Origin of the sequence: Streptomyces sp. F63, assembly GCF_018070345.1 — a bacterium.
Lineage (GTDB): Bacteria > Actinomycetota > Actinomycetes > Streptomycetales > Streptomycetaceae > Streptomyces.
Genome location: NZ_JAGPXX010000040.1, coordinates 37133 through 53147, shown reverse-complemented (window position 1 = coordinate 53147; position 16015 = coordinate 37133). Strand labels below are relative to the sequence as shown.

Below are 16015 nucleotides of genomic sequence, written 5' to 3'. Positions count from 1 at the left end.
GTCGCAGGTCTAGTGCGACAGAAAGGTGGGCTCAGGTGAACAGTGCAGATCCGTGCGCACAGTTGAGGTCAGAGCAGGGCTCAGAAGCCATTCCCCACCCCGCTAAAGCGGGGCGTCCCCTGGCTAGGTCCTGATGGACAACGGCGCGGTCTTCCAGCTCGGCTGGTACGGCAAGACCGTCTCCGGTGTCACGGCGAGCGGCAACACGGTCCTGCACGCGGAGTGGACGGGCACCAACGCCAACTGGGGTGTGCTGAACTACCGGGAGAACGGCGGCTCCGGGACGATCAGCGACGTCACGATCCGGGGGACCCGCGTCATGGGGCCCGTCACCCGGATCGTGGCGCTCTCCAACGAGCGGGCCGACCAGGCCTTCCGCGGCATCCGGCTGATCGACACCACCGTGGACCGGCTGTTCACCACCGCGGAGATCGGCCGTCTGCGGGGCAACGGGGAGAAGAGCCTGCCCCGCAACCTCGTGCACCGGTCCCGGGCCCCGCTGGAGCTGGAGGTGAGGGGCCTGCGCATCGGCGGCACGGTCATCACGGAGGCCAACGCCGCCCGCATCGGTGGTTTCGACATCAGCGGGTCGCCCGCCCTGTCCTTCGGGTAGTTCACCCGGCGTACCGGCCAGGGCGGCGGTGCCGGCGGCGGCGATGCAGGCCGCGGCGACGGCGGCTCCGCCCGCCTTCAGCCGGCGGTGTGAGGTGCGGTTGTGTCGTGCCATGGGGGGCCTTCCTCGCGTTCCGGGATCGGTACGGGGCGGCCGGCGTGCCGGCCGCCCCTCCCGGACGACACTCCACGGCGGCCGGCGGGGTTTCACTTCCCTTCGTCGATGTGGAGGACGTCCCGGCGGAAGGCCCGCTCGCTGCCGCGCAGGCTCACCCTGACGTCGTCGATCCAGGGGAACCCCTGGAGCGTGCGCCGGATCGGGGTCATGATCTTCGTCACCTCGCAGCTGTCCCGCGCGGGGAGCACCCCGGTCATCGACCGGAAGTCGACGTGCGCGGTCGTGCCCTCCAGCCGCAGGCGGGTCAGGCGCCAGGCGTCCCCGTCGAAGGCGGACGACAGCCCGCGGCGCTCCTCCGCGGGGGTCGTCCCGTCCAGCAGCGCCCGCAGCGCGCCGAGGGCGGGCGAGGCGGCGTCCACCGTGCGTCGCACGGCGACGGTCCCGGGACAGCGCTCGCCGGGCCGGGGGCGGAGCACGTACACGGTCACCGTGCGCCGGGCGGGGGCGGTGGACGGGGCGGGGCCGGGGCCCGCCGGCGGCTGTTCCGCCTCCGGGCTCCGCCGGTCCGGGGCGGACGGGGCCGGGGAGGACGGGCGCGGAGCAGCGGAGGGCCGGCCGGTGTCCGGCGGCGGGGCCGGGGCGGGAGGGGCGGCGACGGTGCCGGACACCGCCGGTCCGGAGTCCGCGCCCGGCTGGAGCAGTTGCCACCCGGCGACGCCCGCGACCAGCGTCGTGGCCACGGTCAGCCAGGTGCGGCGCACCCTGCGCCGGCGCACCCGGGCGCGCAGCGCCGCCACGGCCGGCGGGGTGGCGTGGCGGTGCATCGCGTCGGCGGCGTCGTGCAGCCGTCGCAGCGGATCAGGCCCGTGCGGCCTCCTGCCGTCCATGGCCCACCTCCTCCCAGCACGCGTCCCGGTCCTCCAGGATGTCGGACAGCCGCCGCCGTCCGCGGGCCAGCCGGGTCTTCACCGTGGCCTCGGGGACGCCGAGTTCCTCCGCCACCTCCCGGACCGGCAGGTCGAGCAGATGGTGGAGGACGAGAACCTGACGGTATTTCACCGGCAGGGTGCGGACCGCCTCCACCACCAGGACAGTGTTCACGTCGGCCGGCGGGTGACTGGGCGGCGGGCCCATCCGGACCAGGGCCGTCATCGCGCGCCGGGCCTGCCGCATCCGGGAACAGGCCAGGTTGAAGGCGACGCGCCGCACCCAGGCGTAGGGCGCCTCGTACCCGCTGATCCGCTCCCAGCGGACCATGGCCCGGGAGAAGGCCTCCTGGCTGCACTCCTCGGCGTCGTGGGCGTCCCCGGTCATGAGGTAGACCTGGGCGACCACGCGGCGGTATGTCGTGGCGTAGAAGATCTCGAACTCCGTTGTGTCGGCCATCGCAACTCCTGGGTCGGCTCCGGTGGCCGGCGCCGCGTGGCGGGCCGAGTCCGGGCCGTTGAGGAAGGTCCGGCTCGCGCCGCCGGTGAGCGGCGCGGCGCCGGGCACACCAGGGCGCCCGCCGCGGCGGAAGCCACCGGAGCCGAGCGTGGCGGCGGGCCGGGCGGCGGAGCCAGGTGTTCGGGGCGGATGAAGGAACGGCTCAGGGGCAGACAACGCGCGCTTAACGAACCCCCGCCGGCGGCCCTTTCGGCGGCCGCCGCGGCCGTGCTCCCATGCACGTGCCGGACCCCGCGGTCCGGGGCCGCGGGGTCCGGCGACGGCACTCGGGCCGGTCAGGTCAGATGGGCGCGGAGATGGTCGAAGATCCCCGGTGCGGCGTCGCAGAGCGACCGGTACGCCCTGGTGAAGTTGCGGTTGTCCGTGCCGTCGGTCTCGTACCCGCCGAGGCCGCCGAGGAGCGGCACCAGGAAGGTCGCGCCGTCGGACAGGTCCGGGGTGCCGGTGTCCTTGGTGGTGTTGAGGTACCTGCCGAGCCCGGTGTCCGGGACCGAGGTGTCGGCGCCGCACTCGTCATTGGCCCGGTCGACGAACTTCTGCCCGGCGGCGCCGAGTTCGACGAGCCGGATCCGGTGGTCCGGGCGGGCCGCCGCCCGGTGGAGGTAGGCGCAGGCCGAGGCGTCCTTGTTGCAGTTGTACGAGTGGTCGTAGCCGGGGCTGGTGTCGGTCCAGTGCGAGACGACGGTGACCTCGGACAGGTCGGCGGGGGCGTTCTTCTCCAGCCAGCACACGGCGCCGGCCGTCTCGGTCATCGGCCCCCAGTTGAGGACGGTCAGGCCGCCGGCCCGGATGGCGCGGACGAGGGCGCGGACGGTCGCCGGCGGGTTGTCCACCCACGGGTTGCGGTCGTCGCAGGTGGTGAATCCCTCCGGGTCCGCGCAGGTGGAGGCCTTGACCACGCGGCGGCCGAACTTCCCCGCCGAGGCCTCCTTCGCGTAGTCCAGGGCGGCGTCGCAGTCGATGCCGACGGTGGTGGAGCCGACGACCACTCTCCGGACGCGGAGCTGCTCCCGGTAGGAGGTCATGGCGGCGAGGGCGACGATGTCGTCCCGGTCCGTGCCTCCGCCGGGTCTGCTCAGATCGCTGACCACCCACACCTTGGGCTTCGCGGCGGCCGCCTCCCGGGGCACGGTGGTGCCGGCCGGATCGGTGGTGTCGGCCGGGCCGGCCAGGGCTGTCGTCCCGGCGGCTCCCAGGGCGGTGGCCGCGACCAGGGCGGCGATCAGGGCCCGGAGGCGCTGGTGCGGACGGCGGTGGTTCATGGTGCGGCTCCTTGGTGCTGTCTCTCCCGGCGCGCGTGACGCGTCTCCCGGCGCGGGCCGGTCCGCCGGCGGGCGGTACGGCTCCGCGGGCCGGGCGCGCCGGTGCCGGCGGTGGGTTACGGGGTCTCGCGCCTCGGTTCGGGAAGGACACTCCGCAGGCGGCTGTGGGGTTTCACCGCGGACGAGGACACTCCGCGGGGCGGACCCGCGCGGGAGCGGGGTCGGGGGCGCGCGCTGGGGCGGGCCGCCGCCCCGCTCCGGCGCCGGCACCGCACCGGTACGCACCCCGGGACGACGGCGGCCGGGTGCGGTGGGTGTGACGGGTGCAGTGAGTGCGGTGAGTGCGGTGGGTGTGACGGGTGCGGTGGCGGCGGGTGCGGTGGGTGTGACGGCACCGGCGCCTCCGGCAGCCGGCCCGGCGAGCGGCCCGGAGCCACCGGATACCCTGACGCCATGCCGTCCGCCCGCCGTACCGCGCGCCAGAGCGATCTGCTCCGGCGGCTGGTCGCGCTGGTCGCGGCCGAGGGCTTCGCCTCCTTCACCCTCGACGACCTGGCCGAGCGGCTCCGCTGCTCCAAGACGACGCTGTACCAACTCGCGGGCAGCAAGCAGGAGCTGGTCCGCGAGGCGGTGAAGTACTACTTCCGGGCGGCGACCGAGGCCGTGGAGAAGCAGGTCGCCGACACCTCCGCCCCGGCGGAGCGCGTGGTGGTCTATCTGAACGCCGTCTCGGAGCAGCTCCGGCCGCTTTCCCGCCGTTTCCTCGACGACATGGCGGAGTTCGCGCCCGCCCGCGAGGTCTACGAGGCCAACACCCGCCACGCGTCCGCCCGGGTGCGGCAGCTGATCACGGAGGGGGTGGCGGCGGGCGCTTTCCGTGACGTCCACGCCGCCTTCGTGGGCGAGGTCGTCGCGGCCACGATGCAGGAGATCCAGCGGGGCGGGGTCACCGCGAACACGGGGCTGAGCGACGCGGACGCGTACGCCGAACTGGCCTCACTGATCGTGCACGCCGTCTCGTCCTGACCGGACCGGGACTGCCGCCCGGCCTGCCCCGCGCCCCGGACCGGGCGCCGGCGCGGCTGCGCGCCCCCGGCCGGCCCGGGGAGAGGGCGGGGCCCCACCGGCGCGGGCTCCTGGAAGCGGGCCCGGCGGAAGCGGGACGGCCGGAAGCGGCCCCGCCGAACGCGGCCACCGGAAGCGGGCCCCTGCGCAGCCGGCCGGGAACCGGATGGTGGAAGCAGGCCCTCAGGGCGTCCGCCCGGGGACTCCCCGCTGGCCAGGACCGTACCCGTAGCGATACTCTCGTATCGGCTCCAGTATCACTCAAGGGACGGCAACCATGCCCGCAACGCGAACGCTCCCCACAAGGGAAGCCGCCGACCTCATCGGTCTGACCCGTGAACTCGCCGAGAAGGAACTCGCCCCCCGCGCCGCCGAGTGGGAGGCCAACGAGAAGTTCCCCCGCGACGTCTTCCGCACCCTTGGCCGCGCCGGCCTCCTCGGTCTCCCCTACCCGGAGGACTTCGGCGGCGGCGGGCAGCCCTACGAGGTCTACCTGCAGATGCTGGAGGAGATCGGGGCGGTCTGGTCCAGCATCGGCGTCGGCGTCTCCGTGCACGCCCTCTCCTGCTTCGCCCTCACCGCGTTCGGCACGGACGAGCAGAAGGAGGAGTGGCTCCCCGGGATGCTCGGCGGCGAGACCCTCGGCGCGTACTGCCTCTCCGAGCCGCACGCCGGTTCGGACCCCGCGGCGATGCGCACCCGCGCCGTCCGTGACGGCGACCACTACGTGCTGAACGGCAGCAAGGCGTGGACCACCCACGGCGGCTACGCCGACTTCTACACGGTCATGGCCCGCACCTCCGAGGACAGGTCGCACGGCATCTCCTGCTTCCTCGTCCCGGCCGACACCCCCGGGCTCTCCGCCGACCCGCCCGAGCGCAAGATGGGCCTGACCGGCTCGGCCACCGCCACCATGCGCTTCGACAACGTCCGCATCCCCCGGCACCGCCGCATCGGCGCCGAGGGCCAGGGCCTGCAGATCGCCCTCGCCGGCCTCGACTCCGGGCGGCTCGGCATCGCGGCCGTCGCCACCGGCCTCGCCCAGGGCGCCCTCGACCACGCCCTGCGCTACGCCCAGGAGCGGGAGACCTTCGGCAAGCCGATCATCGAGCACCAGGGGCTCGCCTTCGTCCTGGCCGACATGGCCGCCGCCGTCGACGCCGCCCGCGCCGTCACCCTGGCCGCCGCCCGGCTGAAGGACCTGGGGCTGCCGTTCAGCCGCGAGGCGTCGGTCGCGAAGATGGTCGCGACGGACAACGCCATGAAGGTCACCACCGACGCCGTCCAGGTCCTCGGCGGCTACGGCTACACCCGTGACTTCCCCGTGGAGCGCTACATGCGGGAGGCCAAGGTGATGCAGATCTTCGAGGGCACCAACCAGATCCAGCGCATGGTGATCAGCCGCGCGCTGAAGAAGGACAGCCGCGGCATCATCACCGTGCGGAACAAGGAGCAGCAGTAATGCGTATCGAGAACACCGCCGCCATCGTCACCGGCGGGGCCTCCGGCCTGGGCGCGGCGACCGCCGCCGCCCTGGTGAAGCAGGGAGCGAAGGTCTTCGCCCTCGACCTCCCCGCGAGCATCGAGAAGGCTCCGGAGGCGGCCGGCATCAGCTATGTGCCGACCGATGTCACCGACGGCGACGAGGTCCGGGCCGCCGTCACCGAGGCGGCCTCCTCCGGCGTCCCGCTGCGCACCGTCGTCAACTGCGCCGGCATCGGCCCGTCCATGCGCATCCTGGGCAAGAAGGGGGTGCACGACCTCGGCCTCTACGCCAAGATCGTCCAGGTCAACCTGATCGGCTCCTTCAACGTCCTCGCGCTCGCCGCCGAGGCCATCGCGCAGACCGGGGCCGACGAGAACGGCCAGCGCGGCGTCGTCGTCAACACCGCCTCCATCGCCGCCTACGAGGGCCAGGTCGGCCAGGCCGCCTACGCCTCCTCCAAGGGCGGCATCGTCGGGCTGACCCTGCCGGCCGCCCGCGACCTCGCCCAGTACGGCATCCGGGTCTGCACCATCGCGCCGGGCATCGTCGAGACGCCCATGCTGGCCACCGTGTCCGAGGAGTTCCGGGCCGGGCTCGCCGCCGGCGTGCCGTTCCCGCAGCGCCTCGCCGCCCCCGAGGAGTACGCCAAGCTCGCCCTCGCGATCATCGACCACGACTACCTCAACGGCGAGACGATCCGCATGGACGGCGCCCTGCGCATGGCCCCGCGCTAGCCGTACCGGCCGGGGCGCACCGCCCCCGGCCCGACCACGACGAGGCGCCGCCGCACCCATGGCGTCACGGGTGCGGCGGCGCCATTCCGTGTCCGCCGGGTCCGTCGTGTCCTCGCGTGACCGGGCCCTCGTCGAACCGGCCCGGGGACCGGGGATGTCCGGATCGCCGCCTTGCACCGGGAACCCCCCCGGACGACGCGTGGTCGTGTGCCGAGTGCGCCCCGGCCAGGGGTATCAGTCCGCGGACCAGCCGTCGTCGACGGGCAGGATCGCGCCGTTGACGTTGCTCGCGGCCTCCGAAGCCAGGAACAGGATCACTGCGGCCTGCTCCTCAGGCTGCGCCAGCCGTCCGAGGTTGACGAAGTGCGGGCCGAGCGAGGCCGGTCCGTGCGCGGCCTGGTCGGCGTTCACGGTGATCCCGGTCGCGGTGCCGCCGGGGCAGAGGGCGTTGGCGCGGATGCCGTCTGGCCGTTCATCACCGCCAGCGACGTCGTCAACCCACCACACCGTGCCTGGAGGCCGTGTTACGCGGCGCCCGCCGCGCTGCCGCGCAGGGAGGCCTCGGAGGCGGTGTTCACCATGGCGCCGCGGCCCGCGGCCAGCATGTGCGGCAGGACGGCGCGGGGGAGGAGGAAGAGCGCGGTGAGGTTGACCCGGACGACCCGTTCCCACTCGGCGTCGGTCACGTCGGCCACCGCCGACATGCTGTCCAGGATCCCGGCGTTGTTCACCAGGATGTCCACTCCGCCGAACCGCTCGACCGCCGTCGCCGTCACCCGGTCCACGACGGCCTGGTCGCTCAGGTCACCCTGACGGCCACCGCCGTGCCGCCTGCCTCCTCGACGACCCCGCTGGCGCCTTCGGCGTTGAGGTCTGCCACCACGACACGGCCGCCCTGCGCGGCGAGGGCGAGCGCGTCGAGGTGGCGGCGTCGGAAGCGGGCGATCGAGCGGAAGTCGGGGGCCTGGTCGGCGGCCGGGAACCGGAAGGCGGCGTCGTCGACGCAGTGGCGCTGGATCGCCCGGGAGGAACGGATGCCGGTGGTGTAGCCGTAGATCAGCAGGCGCACCGTCAGCCGTGGGTCGCAGGACGGGTGGCCGCGACTTTCCGTGTAGTCGGCCAGGATCGACGTGAGGTCGAGCGTCTGGTCGACCAGGTCCCGACGAACCGGGCCAGGTGGCCAGCCCGGGATCTTGATCGCGAAGCGTATTCATCTGACATGCTCATGAATGCATCGGTGTAAGGTCTCCTGGTCTGTGAAGATCTTGTAGAGCCGGGGTGGATCTGTGGTGGGGATGAAGCGAGACCGTCGTGCCGTGCTCACGGTACGACGGTCTCGAAGACGGATACCCGAGGCCGCTGGGGTCACGCTCGCGGTAGCGCTGTTATCCATGGGGCCGATCTCGCTGGCCGAGGCCACCACGGTGACGGAGGGATCCCCGGCGCTGTCGGAAGGCCAGCAGGCCCTGGCGGAGGCCCAGCAGAGCGGCCAGCGGGTGGAGGTCACCGGCGAGCGGTCCGAGCGCACGACGGTGTTCGCCAACCCCGACGGGTTCACCTTCACCCTGGAGGAGTCCTCGGTGCCGGTGCGGGTGGCCAAGCCGGACGGCGGATGGCAGGCACCGGACCCGACGCTGGAGGCCCGGGCGGACGGCACCGTGGGGCCGAAGGCATCGGCCGCGGAGATGGTCTTCTCCGGCGGCGGCTCCAACGACCCTCTGGCCGAGATCACCAACCGGGGGCGGTCGCTGGAACTGGGCTGGCCCGGGGACCTGCCGGAACCGGAACTGGACGGCACCAGCGCCCTGTACCGCGAGGTCCTGCCCGATGTCGATCTGCAGGTGACCGCCTCCACCGAGGGTTTCAGGCACCTTCTGCTGGTCAAGACCCCCGAGGCGGCCGCCAACCCGGAACTGGAACGCATCGACTACACCCTCAAGACCAGCGAGCTGACGGTCCGGGAAGGATCCGCGGGGAACCTGGCCGCCGTCGACGCGGACGGCAAAACGGTCTTCAGGGCACCGCCCGCCCAGATGTGGGACTCCGCCGGAGCCGCCGGTGAGCAGCAGACCACCCCCTTAGGAGCCGCGCTGCAGAGCGCGGCCACGACGGAGGGCCCGGTTACACCGCTCGTTTGACAGGCCCCCGCACAGCAGGCAGGGAAGAATCAGAAGGTTCAGGCCGATCTGGACAGCCTGTTTCAGCAGCTGTCGCGCGGAAATATGAATCCGGGCCTCGGAAGTAAGGCGTTGGCCGGAACGGATGTCACCTACGCGCGAGGAAGGAACGGCGGTCGCCTGTTCTTCCGGAACGTTGACGGAGGGATCCAGGTCGTCGGGAAGTCCGATAAAGCGAACGAGTCCAAGGTGATTGCGAGGCTGAATCAGCTCTATGGCCAGTGATCCTCTCTACCGCGTAGAGAACCAGCAGTTCAGTGCGCTCTTCATGTTGGGTGCAGAGGACGACAAGGAAACCGTTGAGAATGTAGACGCGGAACTCACCCTCCCGGATGGGACACGGTGGAGCGCCACGTTCATGACGCTGCGCGCGATCGCGCAAGTGATGGATCGATGGAAGGAGACTGGAGAATGCTCCGGCGGGGCATATTTTCAGTGTCCCGATCTCGTGATCATTCCGGAGGGGGGTCTGGCTGCGATGCTGGATTCCTTCAAGGGGATTATCGATTCAGGCGGACCTGAAGGAGTCTTGCAGTTCCTGGACGAAAGCTAGCTCGCTCGTAGGCGCTGTCGAATAGTGAGGCAGGATGCCCCTTTCCCGATTGGTGGAGAAAGGGGCATCCTGGTCTTTGACGGCAACGCTGACGGCAACGTCAGCGGACGACGGCTGCGGCAGGTGGGTTTTCGGGGCCGTCGTCCGCTGAGCCGAGGGTGTTGCCGAGGGTGTCGATGGCTTGGCGTTGGAGGCGGAGTCGGACGTGCGCGTAGACGCCGGCGGTGACGCCGATGTGGGCGTGGCCGAGGAGTTCCTTGATCACGACGAGGTCGACGCCCTGTTCCAGGTGAACCGCTCCGGGTTCGGTAGAGGTCTCAGATTGCGGTGATGACCTGGGGTTTCGTGAGTTCGGTGTAGTGGTTGGCTTCGTATTCGACGGGCGGGATGTGGCCTATTTCACCGTGGAGTCTTCGGTGGTTGTACCAGTCGACCCACTCAGCGGTGGCCAGCTCGACCTGGGAGAGCGTCTTCCAGGGGCGCTGGGGCTTGATCAACTCGGTTTTGAACAGGCCGATCGTGGACTCCATGAGGGCGTTGTCGTACGCGTCACCGACGGATCCGATGCTCGCCGCGATGCCGGCGGCGTCCAAGTGCTCGGCAAGCTTGAACGATGTGTAGTGCGACCCGGCGTCCGAGTGATGGATCAACTCGCCCGGCTGGACTGGCTGTTTGTCGCGGTCGCGTTGCCAGACGGCCATCTCCAGGGCGTCCAGCACGAAGACGGTCTCCTTCACGGTGGCCGCGGACCAGCCGACGATCCGGCGGGAGAAGGTGTCCACGACGAACGCGACATAGACGGTCGCGGACCACGTCTTCACATGGGTGAAGTCCGCCACCCAGCACCGGTTTGGAGCGACGGCGACGAAGTCGCGGTCGACCAGGTTGGGGGCCCGCTGGACCTGTCCGCCAGGGATCGTGGTGATAACGCGTCTGCCGCGCACCGCGCCGGCGATGCCGAGCTCGCGCATCAGGCGCTCGACCGTGCAGCGGGCCACCGCATGCCCCTGGCGGTTCAGCCCGGGGCCGCCCGGCGTGTGCGTTCAGATTTTCTGTACGAGGTTCAAGGCGGTTCCCGCCCGCTGGTGCGGGCCGCCGTCGCCGACAAGCCCCGCCGTCGGATGAGCAGCCGACGCTCGTGCCGAGTGTCGGCGGGCTGCCGGTCTTGGGCGTGAGCGGGGCTCAACCTGGCTCTGCCGGGCGCAAGTTGTGGGCGCTGGAGCCCTTGCGTGTCGCACAGCAAGTTGTCGCCCACGACCGTCCTACGGCCGGATCGCAGGCACAGGGCCGACCAGGGGGCCGACCCTTCGCGTACATCGCCAGGCTCACCGAGGGCGGTGGCCGACGTTGCCTCTGGCAGGGGAGCGTGAAGCTCCCGGCCACTCGCCGTCAGCCGGACCGCCTTCCGTCACGACCCCCGCGCTGCCGGACTGACCGACGCACCAGCCCCGCCGCATGCCGACCGAGGGCCGCCCCGGAAGTCGAGCGCCGAGCCGCTGAAAGCCTCCGGACCGCCCACTTGCCCGGGGCGGGGCCCTGGATCGGGCAGGCCACCGGCCCAAGGCCGCGCCAACACCCGCGCGGATCGTGGCTGCGGCAGGTGGACAGGAGGTGAAGGGCGATCAGTCGGTGGCTTTGGGGTGTCCGGTGCCTGCGTAGGTGATCCAGGCGGTGCGGTTGGCGTCGTCGACCAGGTACCAGATGCGGCCGCCGCCGGTGACCTCGTACTGCCAGCGCTCCAGCGTCTGTCCCTTCCAGACCGTAGCGCCGAGCTTGCCCTTGAGGCGGTGGTGGCGCTCGGGGTCGTCGGCGGCCCGCGGGGCGGATCGGATCTTGTCGAAGGCGCGGCGGAGGTTGCCTGCGGCGTGGCGGGAGAGGTGGTCCCAGCCGTTGGCCGCTTCGGTGTTGGCGAAGCGCAGGTCGAATTCGTCGCCGATCGGGGGTGGGGCCGCGCGGTCACCGCGCTTGGGGCTCACTCGGCGGTCTCGCCTTCGGGTACGGGGACAGGGCCGAGGTCGCCGTCGGGCTCTCTGGTGAGGAAGTCGTGCAGGGCCGGATCGGCGTAGATCTCGGCACTGTGCCGCCACTGGGCCAGCAGCAGCGCGATGGGAGCCAAGTTCTCCAGGGCAGCAGCCCCGCGGGCAGTGTCCACGAGTTCGCCGAGCATCGCCTCGACGTCGTCCTCCGGGAGGAAGACCGACCAGGGCAGGGCATCAGGCAGGGCCTGTCGCAGTGCGGCGGTGTTCTCGGTGCGGACCAGCCCGGCGAGCAGGCGGGCGGTGAAGTCGACCACGGTGGAGTCCTGCGCCAGCTGGTCGGCGCGAATGAGCGCCAGGTCGCCCGCGTCGCGTCGGCGCAGGCGTAGTGCGCGGACCGCATCCAGGCGCCGGGCGGTGGCAGCGGGGTGGTGGAGCAGCTCGCTGAAGGGTACGTCCTCGTAGGCCGTCGTCATGACATCCACAGTAGCTCGGATGTCCTGGCTCGGGTAGCGGGTAGCGGGTAGCGGGTAGCGGTCCGGGCACTGCTCTACAGGTGACCAGAAACGGGCTGTCGGCGCGTCGCCTCCGACGGGGAGCGAAGCCTGCCCCTCCGAGCGGCGAACCCTTCCCGCCCCGCCCTGGCCCGCACTGCCGAACCGGCGGACGGCCGAGCCGCTGCGGGGCTCCAACCTGCCTGAGGGGTCGAGATCCTTGACGGCAGTAGTGACAGCAACAACCACGAACAACCCCGGCCGAAGCCGGACGTCAGCGGACCGCCGAATATCACTTGACCTGCGAAAACGCAGGTAGAGAGAGGTCGCGCAGCACACGTACTATGTGCTGGCGGGCGAGACTCCGGTCCTCGTTCACAACTCGAATTGTGGGCCGGGTACGAAGTTTGATGTGCCGACCGGGCCGGGCATCTACACCATTCACCTCAAAGACGGAACGAAGTATGTAGGAAGCTCAACGTCGAGCATTAGAGAACGAGTGAATAAGTCGATGCGATCCGAACATGCGGTCCGCAAGGCCGGATACACATCGGATGACGTAGTTAATGTCACCTACTTCACTCTGCCTGCCGGGACAAGCGAGACGGCCATCCGCCGCATGGAACAGACCATGATGCAGGGCGTTAAGGCGAGAGGTGGAACTCTCCTTAACCGAAGAGACCCAGAGATCGAAGTTCCGATCGGTGGATACCTGCCGTAATCCTCTAACTGGAGTGAGTGATGGGAACCTGGGGTTCGGGTCCGTTCGACAGCGACACGGCCGAGGACTTCCTCGATGACCTGGAAGAACAGTCGGCTCCGCAGCGGCTCGCGGTCGTGGAGAAGACGTTTCGTTCCGCAATTGAGGGGGGCGGGAGTTCGTCTTCTTCGATGCTGCCAGAGGATGTGATGGCTGCTGCTGCGGTAGTTGCGGCAAATGTTCCTGCTGGGCGATCTCTGGCCTGGAACGAGGAATATCCGAGCGTTACGGAATGGCTAGCGAAACCAATCACGCCCGCCCTCGCATCATCTGCCATTCAAGCGCTGGAAGCGGCATTGCCTACGGACGGCTGGTTCTGGCGAAGCTGGGTGGATGCCGAGGAGAGGTCTGAGGCTCAGGCCGCGATTGACCGCTTGCGGTCTGTACTGCGCCCCATCGGCGAAGGTGAACCTCGATAGCTGGTAGCTAATATCGAAGTCAGACTCAAATAAGACTGGAGGGCCCGGCCGAAATCTCATTTCGGCCGGGCCCTCCAGCTGTCTGACGGCAAGGGACTGTAAATCGTTCGGGTCTTCCAAGATTTTCGTAGGCGGTGATCGCCGGGTTTGGCGGAGCATCAGCTGAGCAGGATGCGCTGGCGGAGGAGCGGGAAGCCGGCCCGGCCGTAGGTCTGGCGCTTGAGCAGTTTGATCTTATGGTTGACGCCCTCGGTGCGTCCGTTGTGCCAGGGCAGGGTGAGGGCGCCGTCGACGGCGGCCCGGTCGCGTGCCAGGCCGGTGGCGAAAGAGTGCAGGAAAGGCAGGTCGGCCGCGCGGGTCCGGGCGATCCAGGCGTTCAGCCGCCCGGGATTGCGCTGCGGGGGTGAGGAGTGCGGCGAAGTCGCTGATCTGGGTGGCCAGGGCGGTCATCTCCGGGCAGGCGGCGGACGGTTCGTCGCGTAGCGCGGCCTGTTCCTCCTTGAGGTGGGCGGGATCGGTGAGCAGGAGGCGGGCGGTGCGCCGCGGGGAGAGGGTGGCGTGGTCGGCTTCGACGCGGCCCTGGGTGATGTAGCGGACCAGGAGATTCGCGCTGCCGGTGTAGCCGAGTTCGCGGATCTCGGCGAGCAGGTGGGTGACGGGGACGGCAGGGTCTGCGGCCCGGCGTTTGCGCAGGTGCTCGCGGTAGGGATCGACCAGAGTGGGGCGGTACTGCGGGGTCCGGATGAGCCGGTCGGGCTCGGTGTGGCGGGCGTAGCGTTTGACGGTGTTGAGCGCGAGGTTCAGGCGTCGGGCACATTCGAGCAGGCCCACGCCCTGATCTCGCAGATCGTGGACCTGCTGCCAGCGCTCGCGGGTGCTCTGCGCGCGTCTGCCCTCGCGGATCGGTGGTCCCAGGGGCGCCCAGCAGGCGCTGTGCGCCAGGACTTCCCTGTGTGCCGCCTCGCCGAGCAGATGCCACAGGTGCCAGCGGTCCGCGACCTGCACGACGTGGGGTGCCGCGTCGGTGATGGCCTGGGCGAAGCTGCCGGCCCCGTCCCGGCACACCACCTCGAATCCCGCATTCGTGCGCAGCCAGGCGGCGACCGGCTCCTTCGCGCGGTCCGCGAGCACGTCGACACGCGCGCCCGTGGCGGCGTCGATGATGATCGTGGCGTAACGGTGGCCCCGGCGCAGGGCGAACTCGTCGATGCCCAGCACGCGCGGGATGGCCGCCGACGGCACGGGGATGCGCATCAGACAGTTCAGGACCGTTGCCCAGGACAGCGCGCAGTGCAGCACGGCCAGCAGTCGGGCCCCGGCCGATCCCGCCAGCGCCACCGCCACCGCGTTCACCACGTGCTGCAGGGCCGGGGTGCGCCGCTGGTAACGCACCGTCAACCCGGTGACCTGCTCGGCGAAGGTGGTTTTGGGACAACCGGAGTTCTCGCAGTACAGGCGGCGCACCGACAGGTCGATGACGACGGCCCGGCCACCCACCGCCTCGTCCGCGACATGCCGCACGTACCGGGAGTGCACCCAGTCCGACTCCGTCCCGCACCCCGGGCAGACAGCTGCGGCATCGTCCCAGGTCCGGGCCGTGATCCGCAGCAGATCACTGCTGGCCTCCACACGATCGACCCGCACCGCGGCCAGCTGCGGTAACAGGTCTTCCATTCGTATCGCACACACCACCAGGATGACGCCGTCAACCAGCCGACGCCACAGGCCAGTTGACCCGATCACCGCCTACGAAAATCTTGGAAGACCCGAATGATTGACAGACCCTGGGTGAGCTGTTCAGAGTTTCTTTACTTGATCAAGGCGGCCCGCTGTCGCGGGCCGCGCGCGCTCCGGCCTTGCGGGGCCGCCGCCCGCTCCTGTCTCCGCCCCGCTGGCGGCAGCCCCGCCGATCCGGGCGCGCAACAGCCCGGACAGCGAAGCCTTCTGGGGCTCTGCCCCAGACCCCGGCCCTCTCTCTGAGGGGCAGCGGGGCCGAGTGCGGGTGCGGCTTCGTCGTGGTGAGTGGTCGCGGGGCGCGGGTGAGGTCTGGAATCTGCCGGAGGCTGACTCCGGCTGACAGACGCCCGACTCCGGGGGGCTCAGGACTCCAGCAGTTCGGCGACCTCGGGCACGGCGCGATGGGCCCGCAGGCGATCGAGCACGATCCTCGTGCGTTCCGCCGTGCGTTCGCTGCCGCTCTGCCCCAGGGCAAGCATCCGACCCGCTGTTCCCGCTGCGGCCTCGGGCTCGTTGGCGTCGGCGTAGGCCACCGCCAGCCAGGAAAGGTACAGCGCCAGCTCCCGGGCGTGGCTGGCGTCGTAGCGTCCGAGCACGTCCGTCAGCAGCGGCACGGCCCGCAGCGGGCGCCGTAGCTCGGTGTAGACGCGGGCCTCCATGACCTGCAACTCCCCGGCGTCCATCCAGTACAGGTACGACGGAGATTCGGTGCCGGCCGCGTCCTCGGACAGAGCCTCGGCCGCTTCCCCGAGGGCGGTCATTGCCAGGCGGTCCTGCCCGGCACGGTATGTGCCCAGGCGACACGGTCCAGGTACAGCGCGCGAGCCTTCGCCGGGGCGTCCGGACCCGCATCCTTGAGTGCGGCGCGAGCCAATCCCACCGCGTCCGCTGTCCGGCCAGTGTTGACTCGACCAGATGAACGGCCTTCGCCCTCTCCAGCATCTCGCGCGGCACCTGAAGCACCCGCGCGAGGAAGGGCAGCCACTCCCGCGGAGACCGCGTCCCGATCTCCCTCAACGGGACACGTCATTGCGCGTTGGCGGAACGCGCCCAGGAGCAGCCTCGGATCGAGCCTCGGCGAGCCGCCGCTGACTCCAACCACGCGCCAGGCGCAGCCGCCTGACCAGTTCCCCGACCGTCTCCCGCACCCCACCAGCTTGGCAGTGAACCGCTCCG

14 protein-coding genes and 4 pseudogenes are annotated in these 16015 nt (G+C 70.7%); 7 read left to right on the top strand and 11 right to left on the bottom strand.

What is annotated here, in order from left to right:
• The first annotated feature begins 133 nt into the window (after positions 1-133).
• Positions 134-613, top strand: a complete 480-nt coding sequence (locus tag KBZ10_RS26660; protein WP_210990293.1) for a hypothetical protein — start codon at positions 134-136, stop codon at positions 611-613.
• Between the two features lie 206 nt (positions 614-819).
• Here KBZ10_RS26660 and KBZ10_RS26655 read toward each other — a convergent pair whose 3' ends face one another.
• The 3 genes from KBZ10_RS26655 to KBZ10_RS26645 form a co-directional block, all read right to left on the bottom strand.
• Complete coding sequence (locus KBZ10_RS26655) at positions 820-1617, bottom strand: GerMN domain-containing protein (protein WP_210990292.1); 798 nt, start codon at positions 1615-1617, stop codon at positions 820-822.
• Complete coding sequence (locus tag KBZ10_RS26650; protein ID WP_210990291.1) at positions 1589-2116, bottom strand: sigma-70 family RNA polymerase sigma factor; 528 nt, start codon at positions 2114-2116, stop codon at positions 1589-1591. The genes KBZ10_RS26655 and KBZ10_RS26650 overlap by 29 nt, the downstream gene beginning before the upstream one ends.
• 335 nt (positions 2117-2451) lie before the next feature.
• Positions 2452-3438, bottom strand: coding sequence for a hypothetical protein (locus tag KBZ10_RS26645; RefSeq protein ID WP_210990290.1), 987 nt, complete (start codon positions 3436-3438; stop codon positions 2452-2454).
• Positions 3439-3891: 453 nt separating this feature from the next.
• On the opposite strand from KBZ10_RS26645, the gene KBZ10_RS26640 reads away from it, so the two are divergent.
• The 3 genes from KBZ10_RS26640 to KBZ10_RS26630 all read left to right on the top strand — a co-directional run bounded on the left by KBZ10_RS26640 (position 3892) and on the right by KBZ10_RS26630 (position 6723).
• On the top strand, positions 3892-4464 hold the full coding sequence (locus KBZ10_RS26640; RefSeq protein WP_210990289.1) for a TetR/AcrR family transcriptional regulator: 573 nt from the start codon (positions 3892-3894) through the stop codon (positions 4462-4464).
• 316 nt (positions 4465-4780) lie between these two features.
• Positions 4781-5965, top strand: a complete 1185-nt coding sequence (locus tag KBZ10_RS26635) for an acyl-CoA dehydrogenase family protein (protein ID WP_210990288.1) — start codon at positions 4781-4783, stop codon at positions 5963-5965.
• Entirely contained in the window at positions 5965-6723 is a 759-nt protein-coding gene (locus KBZ10_RS26630; protein WP_210990287.1) for an SDR family NAD(P)-dependent oxidoreductase, read from the top strand. Before KBZ10_RS26635 ends, KBZ10_RS26630 begins: the two co-directional genes overlap by 1 nt.
• Before the next feature lie 234 nt (positions 6724-6957).
• On the opposite strand, the pseudogene KBZ10_RS26625 reads toward KBZ10_RS26630, so the two are convergent.
• Positions 6958-7639 (bottom strand): annotated as a pseudogene (locus KBZ10_RS26625) (SDR family NAD(P)-dependent oxidoreductase); the annotation flags it as partial.
• A pseudogene (locus KBZ10_RS29870) lies at positions 7631-7902 on the bottom strand (transposase); the annotation flags it as partial. The pseudogenes KBZ10_RS26625 and KBZ10_RS29870, both read right to left, overlap by 9 nt.
• A gap of 212 nt (positions 7903-8114) precedes the next feature.
• Here KBZ10_RS29870 and KBZ10_RS26620 point away from each other — a divergent pair.
• On the top strand, positions 8115-8861 hold the full coding sequence (locus KBZ10_RS26620; protein WP_210990286.1) for a hypothetical protein: 747 nt from the start codon (positions 8115-8117) through the stop codon (positions 8859-8861).
• A gap of 253 nt (positions 8862-9114) precedes the next feature.
• Complete coding sequence (locus tag KBZ10_RS26615) at positions 9115-9453, top strand: hypothetical protein (RefSeq protein WP_210990285.1); 339 nt, start codon at positions 9115-9117, stop codon at positions 9451-9453.
• 100 nt (positions 9454-9553) lie between these two features.
• Here KBZ10_RS26615 and KBZ10_RS26610 read toward each other — a convergent pair.
• From KBZ10_RS26610 to KBZ10_RS26595, 4 genes and pseudogenes are all read right to left on the bottom strand, one after another.
• Positions 9554-9742: pseudogene (locus KBZ10_RS26610) on the bottom strand (site-specific integrase); the annotation flags it as partial.
• Positions 9743-9770: 28 nt separating this feature from the next.
• Positions 9771-10472, bottom strand: coding sequence for an IS3 family transposase (locus KBZ10_RS26605; RefSeq protein WP_247703040.1), 702 nt, complete (start codon positions 10470-10472; stop codon positions 9771-9773).
• Between the two features lie 603 nt (positions 10473-11075).
• Positions 11076-11429: a hypothetical protein gene (locus KBZ10_RS26600; RefSeq protein WP_210990282.1), complete on the bottom strand. Its 354-nt coding sequence runs from the start codon at positions 11427-11429 to the stop codon at positions 11076-11078.
• Entirely contained in the window at positions 11426-11905 is a 480-nt protein-coding gene (locus tag KBZ10_RS26595) for a hypothetical protein (RefSeq protein WP_247703031.1), read from the bottom strand. Before KBZ10_RS26595 ends, KBZ10_RS26600 begins: the two co-directional genes overlap by 4 nt.
• Before the next feature lie 759 nt (positions 11906-12664).
• Between KBZ10_RS26595 and KBZ10_RS26590 the strand changes: the two genes are divergently transcribed.
• Positions 12665-13102: a DUF4259 domain-containing protein gene (locus tag KBZ10_RS26590; protein ID WP_210990280.1), complete on the top strand. Its 438-nt coding sequence runs from the start codon at positions 12665-12667 to the stop codon at positions 13100-13102.
• A gap of 158 nt (positions 13103-13260) precedes the next feature.
• Here KBZ10_RS26590 and KBZ10_RS26585 read toward each other — a convergent pair.
• Positions 13261-14767: pseudogene (locus tag KBZ10_RS26585) on the bottom strand (ISL3 family transposase).
• A 434-nt stretch (positions 14768-15201) separates the two neighbouring features.
• On the bottom strand, positions 15202-15600 hold the full coding sequence (locus KBZ10_RS26580; RefSeq protein WP_210990279.1) for a hypothetical protein: 399 nt from the start codon (positions 15598-15600) through the stop codon (positions 15202-15204).
• Between the last annotated feature and the right edge of the window lie 415 nt (positions 15601-16015).